Below are 23,059 nucleotides of genomic sequence, written 5' to 3'. Positions count from 1 at the left end.
CTATTTATTTATTGTGAATTGAAAAGTTTGTTTTAACAAAGGCTGTACCTGAATCACTCTGGCGACTTGTTCAGCGTTTATATAACGTCTTGGGTCAATCGTTACAAATCCCCAAAACTGCAAAAATCGCTCAATAAATCGTGATTCGATGAGCATACTTAAGTTTCTTTCTGGCGAGAAGTAATCATCCGTAGGGAATACCAGCAATAGATTAGGGAAAGCTGTCATCACCTCTTTCACAAGCTGCTCCACACTGTTGTGGCTTTGAATACGCCACAGCATAAACAACCAAAAAGTGCGCAAGTCGACATCGTATTCGAAACTGTCCAAATAACCCCAGTTATATTTGCTGATAGCGGCCTCTAACATAGGTTTGAAAAAGGCCTGTATGCCTAGCGCTTGATACTGCTTTTGCGCTGATTTTTTTACATGGTAGCGGCCACTGCGCCGATAAATAATACCGCTAATTTCGGCAAGCACTCGGGTGTAGTGCAAGGCATTAAATTTGTCTTCATTGCTGCCCGAAAACTCGCTGATGCTTATACTACGTTCTAATTGAGCAACGGCAAACTCAGGCAATAACTCACTGGCCTGTTTAACCAACTTAGCCGGTAAGTTGCCTTTACTCGTGGCTTTGAAGGAGCCTTCTTGCGCCATGGCCTCATCAAGAATGAGGGCTAGATAACGCATTATTGGGCTGGCAGAAAGAGAGTCGGGAGTGCAAATTGTCACCCACTTTAATTCATCAAAAGGCGCATAAAGCCAATTGGCCATTTGCGTTGGCGTTACGCCACAAAAATCGGGATGAGGTTGATGATTGCGTTCTTGCACTTTGTGCTGCAAAGCGGCATTGAGTTCATCAAGACTCAAATTTGGGTTCATTGCCAGCATGGTTTCAACATCATCGAAGACTTGGGCATGTTGCTTGGAAACGCTGCTCATACAACAACGTTTAAATTTTTTACCACTGCCACAATGGCAAGGATCGTTTCGGCCGAGCTTCATTACTGTCCCTTCTTATTGTTATAGAAAAAGCGCTGCATTTTCTTGTTTACGCTGCTCCAATGTCTTAGCAATCACGGACATTGTTGTTTTACTGATCCCTTGTTGCTTGGCAAGATACGTAAATTGGCTGATGGCTTCTGCGACTTCTTCAATAACTTGCTTTGCATCATTCCAATTCGCAAAGCCAGCACTAGTAGCAAGTTTTTGCATCACCTTAAGCGATGGCGCTTTGCCATAACCGCCGAAAGCAGTGGCGTGTTCGTTGAATGGATGTGGGCTGTAGGTAACATCGTAAAAAGGTGCAGGGTTCCATTGACCGTCATCCGCTTGCAAAAACGCCCAGTTTTTACTGTGGTCGTCTTGGTTAGACGACAGCAGGTTAAAAACGGCACGGCGAAATTGCAGCTGCCCAGCAGCAGGAGATTTACACAACTGACGGCTGGCTTTGATCAAGTCAATATAATCTAAACTTGGCGTTCGAAAGTCTGCATCCAGCAGCCCGCAAGCGCTGTGCATATGCAAGCGACCTGAACTGCGATTACCGCTTAAACGGGCCTGCTCCGTGACATAATCAAAACGCTTAAGCGCCAACCAGGCAGACGCACCGCTTGTAGTTGGTGCTTCAATGAGTTGCCAGACTGGTGGTTGGCACTTGGCAAGCTCGGCCATTTGCAAATAAACCGCTTCACACAACCCTTCTTCATGCCCGAGCGCGAGATTTTTCGAGGTAAACTTAATCAGCCAAGCCTCATCTCCAGGCTGAGCAAAGGTTCGACAATGCTGAGTTTCCCCTGCAGGCATATAAATCTGCGCCTTAGGCCTTGCTCCACCCGAACTACCACCGGCGACTAATGCGGCCAACACCTGTTGCGTATGCCCATCTAACTCATCGTGATTATCATCCATATAATCTGACATTGAAGCATCGAACAGCGTTTGTGCTTCTAAGCCCAAGGTTGCTAAATCAATGTCCGCGTATGTCGTGGCTGAAAACTCAGACACCGGAGCAAAAGACAGCGCTCCCATGCCTTTATCACCGACAAAGGCCAGTCTATCCATCGCCGTTAATTGATTAGGTAGGATGCCCTTTTGCCGGAAAATACGATCTTGTAACAACATGCCCCAGCCATCGGGCAAACAATCCCCAAATACGCCATGTACACCTTGGTGCGGCGCTTTAGGTGCGGCTTGAACTAGCGTATTCGCTTGCAAGGTAAACGGTGATAAATTGCCAAACTGCTGCAAATAGTCGTCAGTATACTGAAAAAAAACGCCTTGCCGATTCTGCGCCAAGACTCCAACAGATATCTGCTCACCTGAGCTTAGCGTACGAGTAACATTAAGCTTCTGAATCGGTTTAAAACTCATCTTTTAGCACCTCATCAATACTCATGGGTATAGCAGCGCGTTCTTTGCTAAGTTGCGTGAGCTGATAAAGCCTATCTAGCGAATCAAGTGTCTGCCATAGCAACAGCAATTGACGAAATGAAATTTGCCCGGTCAGCTCAAATTTCTTAATGGTGGCCGCAGGTACGCAGCTTCGCTCAGCCAATGCAGCGCGCGACAGCTTTGCCTGCTTGCGTAACTCACGTAAATAAGCCGCATAAGCTTGGCTTACATCGGTATCATCAAGTAAGGTAAAATTCATCCGCAAAGACCAAATGGATACAGTTATATCCATTATAGCGAAATAAAACATAAAGTGGATACTATGATATCCATAATTGCGTAGAGTGTTGAAAAAATCACTCGATAAAGCCCTTCAAAACTGCTATTTTTAGACCCTAACAGCAGCATAAGATTAACCCGTTAGGTCAGGTGGCCTAACTTAAATAAAAAAGTCTCCGACAAACCCGGTACGGTTCAGCCATATATAACTCCATCAACCTGATTTTTTACCATTCGGTTTACCTAATTAATCATCACAAAATTATGTTGGTGATTATTTGGTAAATTTTTAAAAACTTATGTGACCAAAATTAAACGATCTTAATAAACATTAATTCCAATAAAAATATTTTAAAACGTAAGTTATTGATGTTATTGTACTTATATACACAGCAATTTATACAATTTAATGTAAATTATGTTGGTGACTATTGCCAAGGTTGGGGTTTCTTGTAGAGTGGCAACTTCCGCAACACTTTTACCTTCAGAAAGCCAGAGAATAGTTTGGGCACGTTGTCTTTCACGCCAATGTTTTGCATGCTTGGCCAGAAAAATGAGTCATTCTCGCTGTTCTAAACTAAGTGGTACAGAAACAATTCGAGGCATGTGTGAACATCTGTTAACTAAAAAAACTTTTTCGCATGATTAGTTATTTTTGTCAACTTATCGAAATCATAAAGTTTGTCTTCTAAATCGTTTTTAGAAAAAATTTTGCTAGGATGCATGAGGAGTGCAGTGAGAATAGACCATTCCCGATTAGACAACTCGATCGGTTCACCATTAAAGCATACGATGTGCTGTTCCAGGTCCAGTTCCAGCCCACTGTGTGATAATTTCTTATTCATATCTGTCACAGTATTTTTTAAGCCGGCACGTCGGATTAAGGCATGAATACGGGCCAGCAGTTCGTCAAACTCATAGGGTTTAATCAAGTAGTCATCAGCTCCCTGATTCAGCCCATCTACCCGGTTTTGTAATTGATCCCGGGCAGAGATAATCAATACCGGTAAATTCGGAAACTTCTGCCGGATATTTTTTAGCACCAACATGCCATCCATCATTGGCAAACCTAAATCGAGCAGCACAATATCGTAGACCTGCTGCTGTAATTGTTTTAAACCCTCAATCCCATTATTGACCCAGTACACCTCAAACTGATGCAGTTTAAGCAATGTTTCAGTCGACTCGGCAATCATAAAGTCATCTTCAATAATCAGTATTTTATGCATTTCAAGCTCTGTTTTTTAATGATGATGAGCATTGTGCAAGCATATCATTTTTAGCTTCAATCACTTGCGTTTTTATATCCAGCATACTTAATAAGCTGGGGAAAAGATGATCGTGACTGCGTGCCTGTCCGGTCTGTGTTTTTAAACAGTTTAGCTGCAGGGCATTATACTGTTGCCAGGTATCAGAAAACCACATCAGCATTGGGATATGGGTTTGCTGCGTGGGCGCCATGCTATAAGGAGCACCATGCAGGTATAAACCGTGCTCTCCGGTAGATTCTCCATGATCAGACAGATACCAGAAACCGGTTTGATATTGAGTCTGTTGCTTTAAAGTTTCAATGATCTCGGCAAGAACATGGTCTGTATATACAATCGAATTATCATAGCTATTCTTTAATTCTTCTGTACTGCAGCCCTGAATGGCATTGGTATTACAGGTCGGTTGAAATGGCTGATATGGTGCTTTGGAGCGCTTGAAATATGCGGGGCCATGACTGCCCATCTGATGCAGTACAATTAACTGCGGTTTCGAGTTGTTTTTATCCAGATGCGCCAGATAATCTTTCAGGCTATCCACCAGGATTTCATCAAAACATTCACCACCAGCATCACACCATCTCTGTTTCAGTTGGGCTGGAATCTGGTATTTTTGTACGCGGTCACAGGCACCTTTACAGCCCGAATTATTATCAATCCAGGTCACCTGATAACCGGCCCGCTGAGCAATATCCAGCAAACCTTCTCGGTGGCTAGCCAACTGTTCATTATAGTTTTGACGTGTCATCCCTGAAAACATACACGGTACTGAAACAGCTGTGGCAGTTCCGCAAGAACTGACTTGATTGAAATTAATTATCGGTAACTTGCTCAGTTCAGGATTGGTATTGCGTGCATAACCATTTAAAGCAAAACTCTCGGCACGTGCAGTCTCCCCAACCACCAGCACCATCAATTTGGGTTGTTTCTGTATTTGAGCCTGCTGCAGCAGATGGGCATCTTCACCATAAGGAATCAAAGGCAAATTGGCTTTAGGTGCTTTCTTTTTATAGTAGGATACGGTGGATGCAATACTATTTTGCGGGGAAATCATGCCCTTCAGATCGCGGTGCTCGCGGAAGATGGCTGCATAATCGACATAAAAACAGAATAACAGTCCTAGAATCAATACGGCCGAAAACAGACTGCTCAGGCTTTTATGCAACAATTGACGCCCGAAAGATGCAGGCTGAATGTTCAGCATCCAGACGATACACAAAGGAAAAATCACAAAGACCAGCGTCCAGATCACCAGCCGTATTGACCAGAGATCACGGACTTCCCGGGCATCGGTCTGCAGCATATTCTGGATCTGGTCCGGCGTAATAACAACCCCCAGACTATTGACAAAATAAGCACTAAAACCGCCCAGAATGATCAGCACACTGGCCAGTATCTTGGCATTCCATTTCCAGTTCAGCCACTGCAAGACCAGATTGTACAAGCCGATAACTACCAAGACTGTAGCCGCCAATAATGCGTCTGCCTTGAGGTTGGTATAAGGCGTCAGTTGATGGATTTTCTGATAGAAAGCAAAGTTTAAGACCAGTCCCAGCCAAATGGCGAGTAACAGGTTGAAGCGTGCAAGGCTGAGGGGTTTGATCTGGCGTAGACCGGGAAAAGAAGGCAGCTTAAGCATTTTTTTTAGTTCAAAGACTTTAATATGCTTTAGCCTAAAATTTGAATCTTAAAAATGACTTAAAATAATCTGAGAGCTACAAAAACTTATACATATTTTGATTTCAAATCAAATCTGATAAAACCAAAAATGCAGCCCAAGCACGTTGGGGAAAATCCGCAAGTAATGCTCAAGCAAATCATGAGCACAGCCCGAGTATTACTCAAGTCATGCTTGAACCAGGCCCTGGACTGCCACCATTCTCCTAGACAAATTTCGTCTATTCTTTTTGCATAGGAGAGAACATTATGAGTGGACAACGATATACGCCAGCATTTAAATTAAATTTATAAATCAATATGATAAAATCTATTTTTTTGACTATCGTTTTAATAAATATTCAATTTTTTGAAAAATTCAATTCTGACAATCAATCCTCCAACTGCATTTGCACGTTGTAAAGTAATCTTGCCTAAATGAGAGTCAATAATCTGCTTCACAATAGATAATCCCAGACCACTTCCTACTACAGAACTGGCTTGATTTATTCTATAAAAACGCTGAAATATAAATGGGATTTGTGCTTCATCTAGACCTATGCCGTTATCTTCAACCTGTATAAAACTACCATTTCCAATACTTCCACAACTGACTTTAATAATAGGTTTATGTATTGAACTACGATAAAGAATGGCATTTTCGAGTATATTTCTCAACATAATTTCCAACTGATCTGACTGCCCCCAAACGCACACTGAGGTGAGATGCAATTGTAAGTCTACACCTGCTTTTCTGAACTGAATACCCATCATTTCAACTGTACCTTTAACAATATCTACCAAATCAATATTGCTTTTGTTTTGTGTGGCATTCGGTTCAAGCCTCGCTAATGTAAGCAACTGAGTAATCATTCTTGATGCTTTGTCTACTCCTGTAATAATGTCCTGTGCAGCTTCCTTAGACTCCTCATTGGAACGTGCATTTTGAAGTACTTGGGCATGTAAGCGTATAGCAGCTAATGGTGTACGGAGTTCATGAGCGGCATTTGAGGTAAAACGTTTTTCACGTTGCATACTTTCAGCAATCTCACTAAGTAAGGTATTTAAAGAGCTCACTAAAGGTTCTATTTCTTTCGGTACAACTGGCTTAATTGGATTTAAATGTTCAATGGATTGTTTTTCTAAGTTTTGACTAATGCTATATACAGCCAATAAATGACGACGGATCGTGCAAATAATCAACCATAATAATAATGGCAAAAATATGATTGAAACCAAAATCAAAAACAGCAACATATCTTGCTGAATATCTTTTCGAATTGTCCAAACCTGCGCAATTTGTACCTGTATTGTATGCGTACTATCCCAAACAGAATAACTACGATAAGTATTATTATTCAGTTTAATCCAACCAAAATTATCTTGCTGAACAAATGGCTGTGTTTCCACACCAATAGAACGATAAATTAATTGTCCATCACGATGCCAAATTTGAAATACAATTTGGTCATAATGCTCACCCTTAGCTTTTTCAATCACTGTATGCTGCGGTACTTTTCCATCTAGGGTACTTAGAGTCGTAGACAATAAAGCATGAGCAGTTTCTGCTAATGACTTATCAAAAATATTATTGGCAGTGTTTTGCATTCCCCAATAAATACTTCCTAAACTACCCAACCAAACGCTAGTGGTAATTGCCAGTAAAATTATAGATAAGCGCTGGGTTAATGAATAGCTGCGAATTGGATCAGCCATTTAATGCTGTTCATCCATGATATATCCAAAACCTTGTACTGTACGGATAATATTTTTACCTAATTTCCGACGCAAGTTATGAATATGGACTTGTACAACATTACTACTCACATCAACGTCATAAGCATAAAATGAATTTTCTATATTTTCACGCGAAATTACACGACCACGATTGAGAGTAAATAACTCCAATAAATGAAACTCTTTATGTGTCAACTCAATTTCGACTTGATTTAACAGTACTTGTTTACTCGCTTTGTTAATACTAATATTTCCAACCTGAATTAGGTCCCCTACCTCTCCTGAAATTCGGCGTAATACAGCATGAATCCTTGCTACGACCTCATGTAAATCATAAGGTTTAACAACAAAATCATCAGCTCCTGCCTCTAGACCTGTAATACGATCATCAACTTGATCTTGAGCAGTCAGAATAATAATTCCAACTTGATTCTTTTTGCGACGTAGTGATTTTAAAATTTCAATCCCATTTCGATCAGGCAAACCTAAGTCTAGTAGAATAAAGTGATAATGATAACTCACTAAAAAATGGTACGCTTGCTCTGCTGTGCTCGCAATGTCAACTACAAAGCCCATTTGATCTAGACCACGTGCAGTTGCTTTTGCCAACAAGCTATCATCTTCTACCAATAGAACTCTCATAACACCTTTTTCTCTTGCTTACCAAACTACAGCGCAAATTTATAATCCCTACTATGCTCGTAAATATTACTGTTAAATTCTATCCATCTCATGTAAAGGCCACAATTGATGAGAATCAAGTAATAAGGAACTCATACTTTCTGCATAATCTACTTTAGCTTGATCGACTCGGCTACGTGCTTCAATCAATTGCTGCGAATGCAACAAAAGCTCATTGAGATTCAACTCACCTAATTTATACGCTTTTTGCATCAAGTGATGTTGTTGTTGCAACAGTTGTAAGTTTTCTTGCGCCTTCGTATTCCGTACAGTCGCTGACTCCATTTGAATCACCCACCCCTGTATTTCTTGACGCAGACGTTTTTCTACACGCAATACCTCCAAATCCGCTTTTTTTGCTTCTGCCGCTGCCATTCCTGAAGCAATACCGACTTGTCGCGCAGTCAAAGGAATTGAAACACTAACCCCTAATAAATTCTCCTCTCCCGATTGCTCCCTACTGTAACCAAAACCAATCGTAGGATCTGGCAGTCTATTAAGCTGCTCTCTTTTTAATACTGCGTATTGCTGTGTAGCTTGCATCCTTACGAGTGCTAACTCATGATTAACTGACAAAATTTTCTGTACCCACTCTGCTTGACTATACTGTATAGGGCTAGGCTGTATAACATCGCTGCTCCACTGTTCAGGGATCTTTCCTCTATAATCGCGGGCCAACAATTGCTGAGCTTGAATATATGCAGCTTTAGCTTGCATATATTGTTCCTCAAGTTGTTGGTACTCATTCTTCAAGAGCATTAGCTCAAGTCGTGGTGCATCTCCTGCTCGAATACGTTGTTCAGTCACTTGGATAAATTGCTGAATTTGATCCAGCTGTTCTTGCAGTCGCTTCAAATGCAATGTGCTTCGCATATAAGCAAACCAACTATTTAACAACATTTTAGATGCTTGATGTTGAGCATTCTCATACTTCAGTTCTGCAATACTTGAAATACGTTGTGCTAGATCTTGATCTAGCCGGTATTTATTAGGCAAACGTATTTGTTTTTCTATCCCCAAACTAGGTTCATAACTATTGGCTTGTTTTCGCTCTAGTTGTGTATCCGTCTTACGTACTTGCATACCGGCTGTAACAGTCCACGGATTTTGCCCTACTTTTAATCCTTGTCGGGCAAAGTCTGCATAATCTTGCTCTGATATTGCAGCACGCACATTCGGATGTTCTACTAGACTCTGTTGTACTGCTTCAAGTGGTGGCAAAGCAGCTTCAAGTTGAGGTTTTGCAATTGCTGTCGAAGCCACTGTAAAACAATAGCCCAACCCAAACAGATACCAAATTTGGCCTAGAAGTGTTGATTTAAATTTGATATTTAATGTCATTAGTCAAGTGCTCCTTGGCTCATATAACCAGAAATTAATGTAGGTATGACCCAATAAAAACAATCACTTGATTTAAATTTTTGCTGAATATGCGCCAAAACCAATGATACAGATTCGTGTTGTACAATCAGCAATATAAGATTCCGTTCAGTTGCTCCGCGAATTTTTTCCTGAACATTACGATAATGTTGGCGATTACCAAACCCTTGTGCGTTGACACAAGTACACCCTGAAATCAACTCAGGAATTAACCACAAATGCTCCATAAGTTCTTCAGCAATATCAGAGGACACGTTAATAGAGAGTTGGCATATTTCAGACATGATGATCTCGCGCTAAACCAAATTTTTTAAACAAGTTAGGAAGTAAAATCAGAGTCAGCAAAGTACAAGAAATAAGCCCTCCAATCACAACTATCGCCAATGGACGTTGAATCTCGGCACCAGGGCCAGTAGTAAATAACAATGGGATCAAACCTAAAGCTGCAATACTCGCGGTCATCATGACTGGACGTAAACGGCGCATAGCACCTTCACGAACAACTTCCTCAATTGCAACACCACGAGAAATCAGTTGATTAAAATAACTAATCATCACTAAACCATTCAGTACAGCAATCCCCATCAAGGCAATAAAACCAACTGATGCAGGAACAGATAAATACTCACCTGTTAATGCTAATGCAAATACTCCACCGACTAACGCAAAGGGAATATTGACGAAAACCAATACGGCTTGACGCACCGAACCCAAAGTCGTAAATAGTAAAAAGAAGATCATTGTTAATGCAGCAGGTACAACAAGCATTAAGCGAGCAGCCGCACGTTGTTGGTTTTCAAATTGCCCCCCCCATTTGAGTGAGTAGCCGGTTGGTAACTTGACTTTCTCTGCAACCAATTGTTTTGCTTCATCTACAAAACTAACTAAATCACGATCACGTACGTTGGCACGTACCACTGACATTCGTGATGCATTTTCACGATCAATTTTTACGACACCCTCAGTCTTAACCACTTCTGCTAAAGATAACAATGGCACTGCAGCTGCATTCTCAATTGGCAAGGCAATATTGGAAAATTCAAAACTCGACTCTCCCAAACGTGGATCCCCTTTCATCATTAATGGAACAGGGCGCCCCTGTTCAATAATGGAACCTATTTCTTTGCCTTCCACGAGCATCTTGAGTTGGGCTTGAACATTTTGACTGTCCAATTGATTTCGTATAGCCATATCACGATGGATTCGCAGCTCTTGATACTGTACTCCCGAATTTTCGAGTGTCATGACATCTTCATTGCCTTCAATGCCTTGTAGAACTATTGCAATTTGCTTTGATAAATCATTAAGCTGGTCTAAATCACTTCCAAAAATTTTGACAGCCAAATCTCCTCGTACTCCAGACAACATTTCTGAAGTGCGCATCTCTATGGGTTGACTAAATGTTAAGTTCACGCCAGGAACATCTTGAAGTACAAGACGAATTTTTTCTAAAATTTGCTCTTTATTTTTGACTTGCCATTGCGTTTGTGGTTTTAGCACAATGAAACTATCTGTTTCATTTAACCCCATAGGGTCTAATCCCAATTCATCAGAACCTGTACGTGCCACAATTCTTTCAACTTCAGGCACTTGTTCCAAAATACGTTTTTGAATATCCAGATCTAATGCAATTGAGTTTTGTAAGCTAATCGAAGGGATTTTTTCTAACTGTAAAATAGTATCTCCCTCATCCATGGTTGGCATAAATGACTTTCCAATGAATGGGAAAATCAATGCAGCCAGAAGTAAGGTACCACCTGCTAAGACATAAATCTGTTTAGGATGGGCTAAACTCAGATTCAAAAGTTTTCGGTAACCAGTTTCTAATTTAGCTACTAAAAAGGGTGTGTGATGTGCTTTCGGTTTTAGAAAGAATGAACACACTACAGGAATCACTGTCAAAGAAAAAATTAGTGAACTTGATAAAGCAAATACAATTGTTAAAGCCACAGGTGAAAAGAGCTTCCCTTCCAATCCTTCAAGCGTGACCAATGGAATAAACACTAACATAATAATGATCATGCCTGCTGTGACTGGTACTGCAACCTCAGACACTGCGCGGTAAATCATATTTAATGGCGGTAAAAAAGAACGTTGCGGTGACTCTTTTGCTTCAGCAAGTTGCATTTCAATATTTTCAACCACTACAACTGCAGCATCCACTAATAAACCAATCGCAATCGTCAAACCACCTAAAGACATTAAATTGGCACTTAAACCAAAATGGTGCATCATCAAAAAAGTACTTAGTGCAGATAATGGTAAAACTGCCGCAACCACTAAAGCAGACCTTAGGTTTCCTAAGAACAATAAAAGTAAAATCAAGACTAAGACAATAGCTTCTAATAACGTTTTACTTACGGTATGAATGGCTCGGTTTACCAACTCACCACGATCATAAAATGGTTCAATCGTTGTACCCTGTGGCAGAGTTTTTTCAATGTCGGACAAATGCTCACGAACATGTTGAACGACTTGACGTGCATTCGCACCTTTTAAAGTTAATACAATACCTTGGACAGCCTCACCTTGGCCATTTTCAGTCACTGCACCATAGCGTGTGAGTGCTCCAGTATGTACCTGTGCAACATCTTTAACCCGCACCAATGTTCCTTGATGGCTAGAAACAATAATATCGCCTAACTCTTCAAGGTTTCTGACGCGGCTATCGCTTCGGATCAGTAATGACTCTCCATTTTCATTAAGCCGCCCAGCACCATCACTGGCATTATTTAGCTCGATTGCCTGTTGTAGCTGTGTTAAAGATAAGCCTCGTGCCGCCAGGGCCTCTAAATTAGGGGTCACTTCAAATGTACGAACAAGTCCCCCCAAAGCGTTAACATCGGCGACCCCTTCAATTTTACGAAGTTGTGGACGAACCACCCGATCAAGTAGAGTTCGTTTTTCCATATCACTGAGTGGCCCATGTAAGGTAAACATAAAAGATTCACCTAATGGGGTCGTCATGGGTGCAATTCCACCTGACGTACTACTTGGTAATGCAGACATCACATTACTTAAACGTTCATTCACCTGTTGTCTAGCCCAATAAGGGTCAGTGCCTTCAGCAAAGTCTAATGTGATAATCGCAATCGCGTATTTAGATTGCGAACGCATTACTGTCTGATGAGATATTCCCAACATTTCTTGTTCAATGGGTACAACAATACGGCTTTCCACCTCTTCGGGCGTCATGCCGGGCGATTTCATCACAATTTGTACTTGCGTACTTGACACATCAGGAAAAGCATCAATTGGTAGTTTCGTAAAAGCAATGTAGCCTGCCACACTGATCGCCAATGTGAGCAATAATATTAAAATGCGCTGACTAAGTGAAAAGGCGATAAGACGTTTTAACATATGTCTCACCTCAACGTTCTGTAGTGCTAATAGGTGCTTGCTCTGCACCAAAGCCAGACCACACCGCCTTGAGACGCTCTACACCACTGATAGCAAGTTGCATTTTGGGTTTTAATTTTTCAGCTGTAATATAACTTTGCTGCTGATCAGCTGATAGAACTTCAACCGTTACAGCTTCAAACCCCTTCTGATTTTTAACAAAAATAATGTGTTTACCATCTTGTGAGGTTATGGCAGTACTTGGTACTGGCCATGCTGCAATTACTGTTGGCTGCTTACTTTGAACATGAACTTTGACAAATTGTTGCACCCGCAAACAATTATGTTTGGTATCCATTTGTACGATGATATTTTGAGTTTGTGTATTCCCTACAAGTGCTGGAGCGATATTTTGTATATGCCCTGTAATATCACAACCTTCAACCTGAACAACATCCCCAATATGCACATATTTACTGTCAGCTAAATTAGCTTGTAATAACAATTGTAACGGTGAATCAGCGTTTACAAGTTGACCTAATACTGTACCAGCCTCAACATACTGACCTGTAGAAACCTGTAAGTTTTCTATATAACCACTTGTTGGGCTTTTAACATAGACAATGGAATTTAGACTATTTACCTGCCCTCCTCCCATAAATTGCAGCATTCGCTGTTTTGCACCTAAGTTAATATTAAGACGCTGTACTTGATTCTGTGCCTCTTGCACACGCTTCTCGGCAATAATGCCTTCAGCATATAAGCTACGTTCACGTGTTAAATTTTGCTGGGCTAATTGTTGTTGAGCACGAAGCTGCAATATTTCATTTTGAATCTGAATTAAATCTGGACTATGTACAGCAAGTACATGATGATTCCGGGTAACTTCTGCCAAGGGTTGTACCAAAACTTGCTGCACCATTCCTGAAACAGGACTAGTCAGTACAACTTTGCTTTCTGGTGACCACTGTACTTGCCCTTGTAAAATAATTTGTTTTTGTATGTTAGTAGAAGAAGCACCTAATGTGTGTAATTTGATCCCAACTTGCTCAATTTGTTTTGAAGAAATTAAGATTTGTTGCTCTGAGACTTCAGGACTCCTCTCAGCCTCTGAAACCTGTCTCTCTACTTTAGCCTCTATATTTTTATTCGAGAGCAGCTTACTTCCCCACCATAGCCCAAGGCTAATCAAGATCAAGACGCTCATTAGATATAATAGTTTTTTAAAATTTAGTACATCTACTCGCTGATCCACTCGTTTCATCCTTCAAGAGATTTTCTCTACAAAGCTAAGATTAAGTTCTTAAGATCAGATTAAGTTTATAAACCTATTTCAGACTGCATAGGCCCAAGTGAACCGTATTGGGTTTGTGGGAGACTTTTATTTAACTGATGTTACGTAGTAAGTGCATTTTGAGCATCTTCGCTACTACATGTTGTAGTCGATTTATAAATTATTAATAATCATTATATTAAACTATATATTGTTATTATTTCTCACGAAAATCAGCATCAAAACATAGGTGACTTTTATAAACTAAAATGTCTAAAATGAAGTGACCAAAACCACATTAAATGATCTAAATTGATCAAAATTTTACTCCACCAAAAACTATATACCAGTAATCAAATCATATACTTATAATTAAGGTCATTTAATGGAATAAATCTCGGTGACCTTGCCAAGGTTGGGGTAAATTTTTATGATCTAACTTTTACTACTTTGTAGCAGGAATCACAGCCATACAATCAATCAATCCCAACCTCGGTAATAGCTTAAAAATATTACTAATAAAAATAGAACCAAATTAAATTATGCACACCAAAACTATAAATTGTGTCTACTTTTCTACACTTACACAATAAATACCGTTAGATTACTTGAAAAGTAAACAGTTAAATAGTAGAAATGTATCATAGTTATATTTTAATAATCTAAATATGTGCCGTGGAACGCGTAAACAAGTAACTTCTGAATGTTCATTTAATTTTGATAACCCCAAAATTATCTTCAAGCGAGATCTTTCTAAACTCGCATTAAACACTCATCCAGATTTTGCTGGCATTCATCACTGCTATCACATGGCCTTTCGAGCTCTACGATTAACTTCTCATTTTCGTTTAGCATCAAACAAACTCAATGTTTGGTCTATAGCAGGAATATCCAATTTCTGGATCGCTGATAATTTTGATTTGTACCTGCATCACATGAAGCTTCCGCCTTCACCTCAGGAATTACATGTATATACGTTCCCACCTGATGCCAACTTACAACAACAACTCAAACACTATGCAAGCTTTGAATTCTTAAGTTTTTTGCAAGCAAATACTTTTGATATACACAATTTAAATCCGCAGCATCTTCAGCAAGCGATCAACCGATATATTTCGACTGAAGTTTTACTCGACTTTAATCGCTTACATTCATTCAAAGCACATAAAACGCTCAGTCTTGAGGGGCTTGGTAAGTTACTCAATTTTAGCCATACACAACTCCACAATAGAAACAGAAAAATCCATGCACGTCGCCAGCATCTACTTGACGAAGTCAGCAAGCAATCAAAAGTCGTCGATCATTATTTAAATCAAAATGATTTTTCACCAAATCCAACAGATTTTTGGAATTGTTCATATGCACGAAAGTGAAACTAAGCCCCTTCCTCAACCCAAAATTTTATTATCAGACTTATTAAAAAAGCTTTTTAATGCAGAGGATTTGTGTCTTCATGCACATATTAACTTTATCGCAGATCTATTGGTTTACCATGACTGCTCAGATTATCTTAAGGGGCTTGTTCTCAGTGAGATTGAATCTGATATTTCTACAAGTTCACCACCTCGCATTCCCGCTACTCTCCAAGCGTCTAGAAAATCTAAAATTGGTGATTCCCCAATCACGTATTACATCAACAGTATTGCCAGCATTTATCATGCGCACACGGAACTACTCACCTGGAATGTGCTCGTCCTTAAAGCAGCACTATATTTATTAGCATTGCCGCAGATCAAACCAGATTTATTTGAAAAACAACATACAGAGCATCTCAATACGATTAAGCGCTTATTTCAGCGTTTCCGCGTTGCAAACAAGTCTTTTTTTGCAAAAAAAAAAGATGCTCACGCATTAGATTATCAAGCATTCTTAACTCTTAAATTCCCTGCTTTATTTCTATCATTAGAGCAATTTGTAGAGTCTGCTCTTCAACCTGAAGCAGATCAAGAACTAAATGATTTTCAGAAAAATTTCTGTGATGAATTACGTATTGCATTCAATTATGTACTAAAAAGCCGTCCAAAAATTGCCAAATCAAGTGTAGATAGTAAACTGCAATATCGTACATGGGATACCGATGGAACTATTAACGAAATCATTGAGACTAAAAAAAGTAATAGAGGTTTAGCTAATGAGCAAGCCCTTGACGAGCAAGAAGACCCCTCTGTTATTGTTCAAGCAGATCAGATTACACCACTTGCCAGACATTCTAAAAATGCCCAACGTATGGCACTTTCGTTAATTCCAAAACATATGCAACGACAAGATCATTTGCTCACTGCAAGTTGTTTACTCCCAAGTGTTTATACTATTTCTGACCTAATTACATACCTGTATCATGATGATAAAAAACATAATGATAAAAGCGTGCTCGTTGTATTACTTTGCTTAATCACAGGCGTTGGCTTTAAAGACTGGTTAAATTTTCAAAAAAGGCGTGTAAAAAGATTAAATCATCGCCAAGTCATTAAATTGCAAAGTGACCAATACTATCTCTCAACCAAATTCAGCATTTTTGAAGATGCAACGTTTGAATATCCGGAGTCACTGATCAATAACACCGTTCATTTAGATATCCCTATCCCAAATCACTTTATTGATCGTATCAAAGCAGAACCAATCATCACTGAAGATGAGCTAAAGAAAAAAATTAGAATAATAAAAGATGAAGTCAAAATTCCTCAGCTGAACTTATCAAAAACTAGCTCATTACTGCATCATGTTATTTTGCAAAAAACAGGCAATAGGCAACTTGCTGACATCATCACTGGTGTAGATGCAAGTCACTCTTCTTCAAGCTCTTACTGCCATTACAATGTAAATAAATTACAAAAAAATTATGTCAAAGTTTTATCTGAACTATGTACACAGCTCGCTGAAAATGACTACGGTGATATTGTCTATAGTGATCAGTCCATCTGCTTTGGTAGCCAAAAAGCACCAAGTAAAAATGTCATAAAGGACATCCTTTTCTATCTTTACACCAAAATTTATACGACTTCAGATAACGACTGGGTAGAAAGTTTTAATGCTTATAGCATTTGGATGTGGCATATCCTACTTTTGTTTACCGCTGCACGACCTGTTCGGGACTTTCCAGGTTTTTTGAATAATATAAGTTTTCAGCAACAGACAATTATGCTGTCTGACAAAGAGGTCGGTGGTAGACGTGGCTTTGGACGCTTGATTCCACTTTGTGCATTTCTCATCGGTGAATTAAAGAAATATCTTCGTTTCCTCGAACATATCCAACAACATTACATGGCGATTAACCGCGAAATCTCAGCCCAAATTGATGCCATATTTAATAATGAACAGCCTCTGTTAAATCTTTTACAAAATGGCACACTCACTCCGCTTACACCTTCCAATGTGCGTGACTTTCATCCTGAAGTTGGGTTAGCACATCCCAACTGGCACCGCCATACAACACGTGCCTTTCTCACCAACAAACAAATCCCCGAGCCTTTAATACTTGCACTTTTTGGACATGAAGCCTTCCAACAGGAAGCCGCACATCCATTTTCTAGTTTGTCTCTGAACCAATATCGCGCGCTCGCAACACATTTAAATGAAATGCAGGAATATTTTGAAATTATTGGAGTGAATTTAAATGTCCTCATCGCTTAAAAAAGCAGATCAACTGTTTGCCGAAAAGAAACGAGAACTTACTCGACAATTAAATGAACAAAAAATTCAAAATGAAGTTCATGCTTCACTCCGCAAATATTTTTCAGAACAGCAGTTTGATCAGAATCCACATTTGCTAGGTGATTACGGCGAGGTTTATAGCCACATCAAGAAAAACTCTACGAGTAAAAAGTGGATCAAGTTTGCATATGATTTTTTTGAAGATTACATCAAAGAGTTAAATGCTCAGCATCGCTTGGATTTAGAGCTGCCTCATGCTGTTTTAGATATTAAAAGAGATAAGCCTATCGTGACCATGAGCTGGAATGCCGATGGTCATGAAATAAATGACCTCGTACAACAGCTTTATAATTATTGGGAATTGGCTGAAAGCTGTGACTCATTCTCAAATGAGGAAATCGTGGGCAATATTATATTGTCTGCCATTCTATTTGGTGGCTTAAATGAAAAAGCTGAACTTAATGCCTTGCTTGAACACCTCAGAAATCCAGTAAAAGTACGCCATTATAAAGACCTTAATATTCTTTTTTTAGAATCCCATTCTAATCATTATGGCGATATTTTTATTGATGAATATACTGTTCGAAAATCTAGAAATTTTATTCCAGACCCCGTCACACGTCTGTGGCTAATACATTTTAATCTGAGAGATATTCGACATGTTCATCTTCCCGTAGAGGGCTATCTTGAGTATATCTTTCGAAAAATAAAGAAAAAGTTTAAAAAAAATAGCTTATCGCATTTACTTCAGCATGCTCGCTACAACTGGTTACAGCTTCCCAACGTAGATATAGATCCGGCGCTCTCTGAATGCCTCATCGGGAATTTACTCAGTTGTGGTTTACCCGAACAAGAGTTTGAGCGTTTTGTGCAACCAAAATTTAAATATAAGCATGAGCTCACTACTGAAGTCATTCATCAGTCTAAGAATTTACCTCCACAAACTGTTTATTTGCATCATGAGCAAGATGCACTAAAAGATGTACTAAAAATTCATAAAGACTTATTAAAAATTATTCGTCTTCGCCAAACAGATGCCCCAATCTATCAACTCATGATCGATTATTGTATGGAGAATGCAAAACTCTTTAATGAATACAGTAAACGAATCACCCTGTGGTTAATTAGTCTCTTTAAACCACCTCAAGAAGATATAGATCTGCTAGCTCAGAGATTTGATTTTTGCGCTACAATTTTTGCTAAAATCATTTCCAACAATAGCCAGTTAGCCAAAAGCTCAATTTACACATACTACACTCGAATTGGTGAGCCTTGGCTAATCTATTCTTTACAATATCAATTTTCTGAGGACGATGAAGAAACACGCCTGCAAAAAATATATGCACAGATTTATCAAAATAACTGTATTGCTGAAAGTCTGCTCGAAGATACTGTTAAAAAATCGGCTGCTCAAATTGTAAAAACACTCAAACGTTTTCATCAATTTCAAGAACAACTATTCGATGCCCCAGCATTCACTTTAGAGACGCTGGATCAACAAACCAGACCACGCACACGTATTATCAGCCCAGTCACATTTCAACTGTTAATCAAAAAACTTCAACAAGCACATCTACAAAATATCATCTCTCAACATGACTATGAAAATCTTAGTCTTATTTATACGCTTGCTTACAGAACTGGGATGCGAATTAATGAAATGATTGGTTTACGTATCAAAGATACTGAAGGATTAAACAGAATATCATTATTGGTCAAGCCATATGGGTCAGAAAAAATAGGCAATGAACACAGATTAAAGACTGACAGCGCGCAACGTAGCGTGCCCGTGTATTGCTTACTCAAAGCATCTGAGTATCAACAATTTCATCAATATGTTGTCAAACAGCGGTTAACAAAAAAACCGAATGATTATTTATTCAGTCAGTTCAATGAGAATAAGAAACTCAGCCAGCACATGCTGACTGCACCCTTTAAAAATTTTATGGATCAGTTATTCAAGCAACATCACTATACATTTCATTCATTTAGACATTCTGCAGCAAATCATTTAGCATTAATTTTTAAATGTGATTATCATTTTTTGTCTGATAGCCTCACAGACTATACGGAAGTTGAATATAATCAGCTCAGGGCTGAGTTATTACGTAATTCAATTGATCAAAATCATTGGATTATCATCGCACATCTTTTGGGGCATCTCGAACCCATCGAGACCTTTAAAAGTTATATTCATGTAGCTTACTTTATTGCAGGTTATCAATTTTCCAAATATCGCCCATTACTAAGCAATGGTTTGGTTAAGAAAATGCTGGGGATAAGCAATTCAACACAAGAGTTACATTTTCTAAAATCGCTCAATGATCAGTCTGAATTCAATTTTGAAATGCATGCTACAACGCTCTGTAAACTCCTTCTAAACAATCAAGAAAAATGGATAGCGAGCAATGCTCACACACTACATGCAGAATTAGAGGTAAATCAAACGCAAGAACATTGTATTTTTGACTATTTTGTCGCGACTCCAGAATCTAAAATCGATCTTGATCTATTTTATAAGGCACTCTGCTTATTAGAGTTATACAAATATGATACGGAGCGCGTAGCACAAGAACTTTGCCTATCTCATGAGCTCATCAAGTATTGGTATGACAATGCAATCCAACTCAAACAACTTAAATCTAGAAAAAACAATCCAAGACTTTTTCATATAACCGAACTGCAATACATCAAACCGTCAATGATTGATACTAATGAGGACCTTTTATTGGTCACACATTTTTTTAACTATCTACAAGCCTGCTATCAAAAGTCACCTGAAAATATTAGGTATGTCTTAGAATTCTTTATTAATCACGTAACTGCTTCACATACAGGTTTACATTCAACGCGGAAAAATATTCAGAATCTGGAAAAATTCTACTATGCGGCCAAAGATCTGTTTCCTGCCAACATGTGGCATTTACTTGGAATAGATATGGTTAATTTTTTAAACAAAGAAATTACGCCGAATCTACTCAAACTTGCCAAGGCAAATCAGAAACTAGAAGGTTACCCAACAACAAAAGAAAATAATGCACGCTTACAGCTATATTCCTTAAAACAAGGCAAAGCACTACCAGCTTTTAAATTTTGTTTACATCTGGCTTGCATTGGTAGGCCTGCTCAATTGCAGTTAGAAATAAAATGACTTCAATAAATCATCGTAACGGATACTGCTTAACTCTCGTGCTACACCTAAGTTTTAATGGTGAGTGTCTGTTTTAATTTTTTTTGGGGGTTATACAGTTAATTAATGCTGATAAAAGCCTAGGTTGGCCATATATAATTCCATCAACCTGATTTTTTACCATTCGGTTTACCTAATTAATCATCACAAAATTATGTTGGTGATAATTTGGTAAATTTTTAAAAACTTATGTGACCACAATTAAACGATCTTAATAAAAATTAATTCCAATAAAAAATATTTGAAAACGTAAGTTGTTTATTTCATTGTACTTATATACACAGCAATTTATACAATTTAATGTATATTATGTTGGTGACTATTGCCAATATCGGGCTTTGGATTTTGATGCTGTATTGATTGAATTTAATGGGGAGGATGATCATGTTCATTTATTAATTAATTACCCACCAAAAGTTGCTATTTCAAATTTAGTGAATAGCTTAAAAGGTCTATCTAGTCGCCACCTTAGAAAAGACTTTCCTGAAATTAAAAACAAACTTTGGGGTGATTCTTTATGGTCGCCAAGTTACTTTGCTTCAAGTTGCGGTGGTGCGCCATTAGAAATTATTAAACAATACATCGAGCAACAACAATCACCTCATTAGAATTAAAAATCGAGCCTTATATCACCTCCATAAATGAGGGTGTTTTACGGCTCATTGGATAAATAAACATAAACGTCGACTACTCCCAGATCATTTAGCAACCGTACGTATTGAGCATGAATCTGCATCAACGCAATACATCTGTGGGTGCACACTGCGTCGTATCGGCGAATATCAGTGAAAAATTGAATTTCAGACCAGCGCAGTTCTATAAAGAACAGCATGTGCGTGGTAAATGGGTTTGTGATCAATGTGACACCCTGACTCAGCAAACGATGCCTGCCTATGTGATCGATAAATGTATTGCGACACTTGAGTTACTTAGCCATGTGCTGGTATCCAAATATGCTGATCACTTACCGCTGTATCGTCAGCGACAGATCTTTCTGCGCGCAGGTGTAGATCTATCTAGATCCACCCTGTCAGATTGGATTGGTCGCTGTGGTGTAGACACTTGAACCTCTGGTCAATGCCTTAAAACAGGTGGTGCTGCAGCAAGGGGGTGATCTATGACTTTCAAGAAACCGTTCAGGTCTGCATGCAGAAGAATTCCTGAATGGCTGGCAGGGACATCTGGTCTGTGATGATTACAGTGGTTATAAAGCACATTTCAAATCAGGTCAGATCATTGAAGTAGGTTGCATGGCACATGCATGTCGTAAATTCCATGAACTGCATATCACTGGGAAAAGTCAGATTGCTGAACAGGCACTGGTGCTGATTCAGAAATTGTATGCGATAGAAGCAGAGTTAAGGCACAAGACCGACGGTACAGCGCAACAACGCTGCGAATACCGGCAACGGCATAGTCAACCAGTGATGCAACAACTATATGAATTGCTCAACCAACATCATCTGATGGTGCCATCAAGCTCTACCACCGCTAAGGCAATCAATTACACTCTAAAGCGCTGGCAAGCCTTAAGCCGCTATTCAGATGATGGTAATCTATCTATTTACAATGATTTGGTGGAGAACCAAATGCACCCTTGGGCTTTAAGTCGTAAGAACTGGTTGTATGTTGGATCACTGCGCAGTGGTCAGCGAGTTGCTAACATCATGACATTGATCCAGTCAGCAAAGTTGAATGGTCTAGATCTGTATGCCTATTTAAATGGTGTACTGCAAAAGTTGCCGACATACAAAGTGATCCAAATTAAAAGATTGGCATAGAGTTTAGAGGACACTTACAAATCAATGGTATCGCCAAGTTGATCGTCATCATCTTTAGCTAAAACGGTCTTTAGCTTATCATTTGTGGCTAGACGCAACAGCATCAAATATCTAGCTTAAGAAGCATCTCAGAGTAAATTTTTACAACAAAGCTAATAAGCTTAGGCTATTTTAATAGTTTTCATGATCCGCTGCTTTATACAAAGGCTATAAAAATATTTAGTAATTTTTTATCTAAATTACTCTATATACTTAAAACTTGGTTGATCTCCCTATCTTAACCACACCATTTTTTGAGCACTGAAAAACTTTTTTCTGCAAAAATATATGAGGAACAACAAAAGTGTAAAATCTAAAAATAATATCTATTCTTTTAACTATTTTTCATTCAGCTATACACACAGATATTTTGTATCCAATTTTCTTAGTA

14 protein-coding genes and 3 pseudogenes are annotated in these 23,059 nt (G+C 38.9%); 5 read left to right on the top strand and 12 right to left on the bottom strand.

All coding sequences use genetic code 11. From position 1 onward, the window contains the following. The 12 genes and pseudogenes from FTV43_RS09345 to FTV43_RS09290 form a co-directional block, all read right to left on the bottom strand. Entirely contained in the window at positions 1-1,005 is a 1,005-nt protein-coding gene (locus tag FTV43_RS09345) for a YecA family protein (protein ID WP_070153169.1), read from the bottom strand. 18 nt (positions 1,006-1,023) lie between these two features. Then, the gene (locus FTV43_RS09340; protein WP_154320132.1) at positions 1,024-2,373 is read right to left on the bottom strand and encodes a type II toxin-antitoxin system HipA family toxin; all 1,350 of its coding nucleotides are present in this window, start codon (positions 2,371-2,373) and stop codon (positions 1,024-1,026) included. Continuing rightward, entirely contained in the window at positions 2,363-2,653 is a 291-nt protein-coding gene (locus FTV43_RS09335) for a helix-turn-helix transcriptional regulator (RefSeq protein ID WP_070153163.1), read from the bottom strand. The genes FTV43_RS09340 and FTV43_RS09335 overlap by 11 nt, the downstream gene beginning before the upstream one ends. A 467-nt stretch (positions 2,654-3,120) precedes the next feature. Further along, positions 3,121-3,228 (bottom strand): annotated as a pseudogene (locus tag FTV43_RS09330) (helix-turn-helix domain-containing protein); the annotation flags it as partial. A gap of 110 nt (positions 3,229-3,338) precedes the next feature. Beyond that, a pseudogene (locus FTV43_RS09325) lies at positions 3,339-3,902 on the bottom strand (response regulator transcription factor); the annotation flags it as partial. Position 3,903: 1 nt separating this feature from the next. After that, on the bottom strand, positions 3,904-5,580 hold the full coding sequence (locus tag FTV43_RS09320) for a phosphoethanolamine transferase (protein WP_154320133.1): 1,677 nt from the start codon (positions 5,578-5,580) through the stop codon (positions 3,904-3,906). A 368-nt stretch (positions 5,581-5,948) separates the two neighbouring features. Further along, positions 5,949-7,313, bottom strand: a complete 1,365-nt coding sequence (locus FTV43_RS09315) for an ATP-binding protein (protein WP_004974307.1) — start codon at positions 7,311-7,313, stop codon at positions 5,949-5,951. After that, complete coding sequence (locus FTV43_RS09310; RefSeq protein ID WP_154320134.1) at positions 7,314-7,976, bottom strand: response regulator; 663 nt, start codon at positions 7,974-7,976, stop codon at positions 7,314-7,316. A gap of 72 nt (positions 7,977-8,048) precedes the next feature. Continuing rightward, a complete protein-coding gene (locus FTV43_RS09305; RefSeq protein ID WP_004974304.1) occupies positions 8,049-9,356 on the bottom strand; it encodes a TolC family protein in 1,308 nt (435 codons plus the stop codon). Beyond that, positions 9,356-9,679, bottom strand: a complete 324-nt coding sequence (locus FTV43_RS09300; RefSeq protein WP_004974301.1) for a DUF3240 family protein — start codon at positions 9,677-9,679, stop codon at positions 9,356-9,358. The genes FTV43_RS09305 and FTV43_RS09300 overlap by 1 nt, the downstream gene beginning before the upstream one ends. Continuing rightward, positions 9,672-12,755, bottom strand: a complete 3,084-nt coding sequence (locus tag FTV43_RS09295) for an efflux RND transporter permease subunit (RefSeq protein ID WP_179995369.1) — start codon at positions 12,753-12,755, stop codon at positions 9,672-9,674. The genes FTV43_RS09300 and FTV43_RS09295 overlap by 8 nt, the downstream gene beginning before the upstream one ends. 10 nt (positions 12,756-12,765) lie before the next feature. Next, complete coding sequence (locus FTV43_RS09290) at positions 12,766-13,989, bottom strand: efflux RND transporter periplasmic adaptor subunit (protein ID WP_004974297.1); 1,224 nt, start codon at positions 13,987-13,989, stop codon at positions 12,766-12,768. A gap of 686 nt (positions 13,990-14,675) precedes the next feature. Between FTV43_RS09290 and FTV43_RS09285 the strand changes: the two genes are divergently transcribed. The 5 genes and pseudogenes from FTV43_RS09285 to FTV43_RS09265 form a co-directional block, all read left to right on the top strand. Continuing rightward, complete coding sequence (locus FTV43_RS09285) at positions 14,676-15,380, top strand: hypothetical protein (protein ID WP_094069346.1); 705 nt, start codon at positions 14,676-14,678, stop codon at positions 15,378-15,380. Continuing rightward, positions 15,367-17,637 (top strand): hypothetical protein, encoded by a 2,271-nt coding sequence (locus tag FTV43_RS09280; RefSeq protein ID WP_070153152.1) that lies wholly within the window; start codon positions 15,367-15,369, stop codon positions 17,635-17,637. Before FTV43_RS09285 ends, FTV43_RS09280 begins: the two co-directional genes overlap by 14 nt. Beyond that, the gene (locus tag FTV43_RS09275) at positions 17,621-20,809 is read left to right on the top strand and encodes a tyrosine-type recombinase/integrase (RefSeq protein WP_154320135.1); all 3,189 of its coding nucleotides are present in this window, start codon (positions 17,621-17,623) and stop codon (positions 20,807-20,809) included. The genes FTV43_RS09280 and FTV43_RS09275 overlap by 17 nt, the downstream gene beginning before the upstream one ends. Before the next feature lie 329 nt (positions 20,810-21,138). Then, positions 21,139-21,456 carry an IS200/IS605 family transposase gene (gene tnpA / locus FTV43_RS09270; protein WP_257229519.1) on the top strand — a complete coding sequence of 106 codons (318 nt, stop codon included), beginning with the start codon at positions 21,139-21,141 and terminating at the stop codon, positions 21,454-21,456. A 61-nt stretch (positions 21,457-21,517) separates the two neighbouring features. Next, a pseudogene (locus FTV43_RS09265) lies at positions 21,518-22,629 on the top strand (IS66 family transposase); the annotation flags it as partial. Between the last annotated feature and the right edge of the window lie 430 nt (positions 22,630-23,059).

The sequence above is a fragment of the Acinetobacter sp. YH16053 genome (assembly GCF_013417035.1).
Classification (GTDB): Bacteria; Pseudomonadota; Gammaproteobacteria; order Pseudomonadales; family Moraxellaceae; genus Acinetobacter; species Acinetobacter towneri.
This window is presented reverse-complemented; position numbering and strand designations above follow the sequence as displayed.

Bases quoted from the DNA above. Each gene is read 5' to 3' on its own strand.
- FTV43_RS09345 (WP_070153169.1), bottom strand. From the start codon at position 1,005: ATGAAGCTCGGCCGAAACGATCCTTGCCATTGTGGCAGTGGTAAAAAA.
- FTV43_RS09340 (WP_154320132.1), bottom strand. From the start codon at position 2,373: ATGAGTTTTAAACCGATTCAGAAGCTTAATGTTACTCGTACGCTAAGC.
- FTV43_RS09335 (WP_070153163.1), bottom strand. From the start codon at position 2,653: ATGAATTTTACCTTACTTGATGATACCGATGTAAGCCAAGCTTATGCG.
- FTV43_RS09320 (WP_154320133.1), bottom strand. From the start codon at position 5,580: ATGCTTAAGCTGCCTTCTTTTCCCGGTCTACGCCAGATCAAACCCCTC.
- FTV43_RS09315 (WP_004974307.1), bottom strand. From the start codon at position 7,313: ATGGCTGATCCAATTCGCAGCTATTCATTAACCCAGCGCTTATCTATA.
- FTV43_RS09310 (WP_154320134.1), bottom strand. From the start codon at position 7,976: ATGAGAGTTCTATTGGTAGAAGATGATAGCTTGTTGGCAAAAGCAACT.
- FTV43_RS09305 (WP_004974304.1), bottom strand. From the start codon at position 9,356: ATGACATTAAATATCAAATTTAAATCAACACTTCTAGGCCAAATTTGG.
- FTV43_RS09300 (WP_004974301.1), bottom strand. From the start codon at position 9,679: ATGTCTGAAATATGCCAACTCTCTATTAACGTGTCCTCTGATATTGCT.
- FTV43_RS09295 (WP_179995369.1), bottom strand. From the start codon at position 12,755: ATGTTAAAACGTCTTATCGCCTTTTCACTTAGTCAGCGCATTTTAATA.
- FTV43_RS09285 (WP_094069346.1), top strand. From the start codon at position 14,676: ATGTGCCGTGGAACGCGTAAACAAGTAACTTCTGAATGTTCATTTAAT.
- FTV43_RS09280 (WP_070153152.1), top strand. From the start codon at position 15,367: ATGCACGAAAGTGAAACTAAGCCCCTTCCTCAACCCAAAATTTTATTA.
- FTV43_RS09275 (WP_154320135.1), top strand. From the start codon at position 17,621: ATGTCCTCATCGCTTAAAAAAGCAGATCAACTGTTTGCCGAAAAGAAA.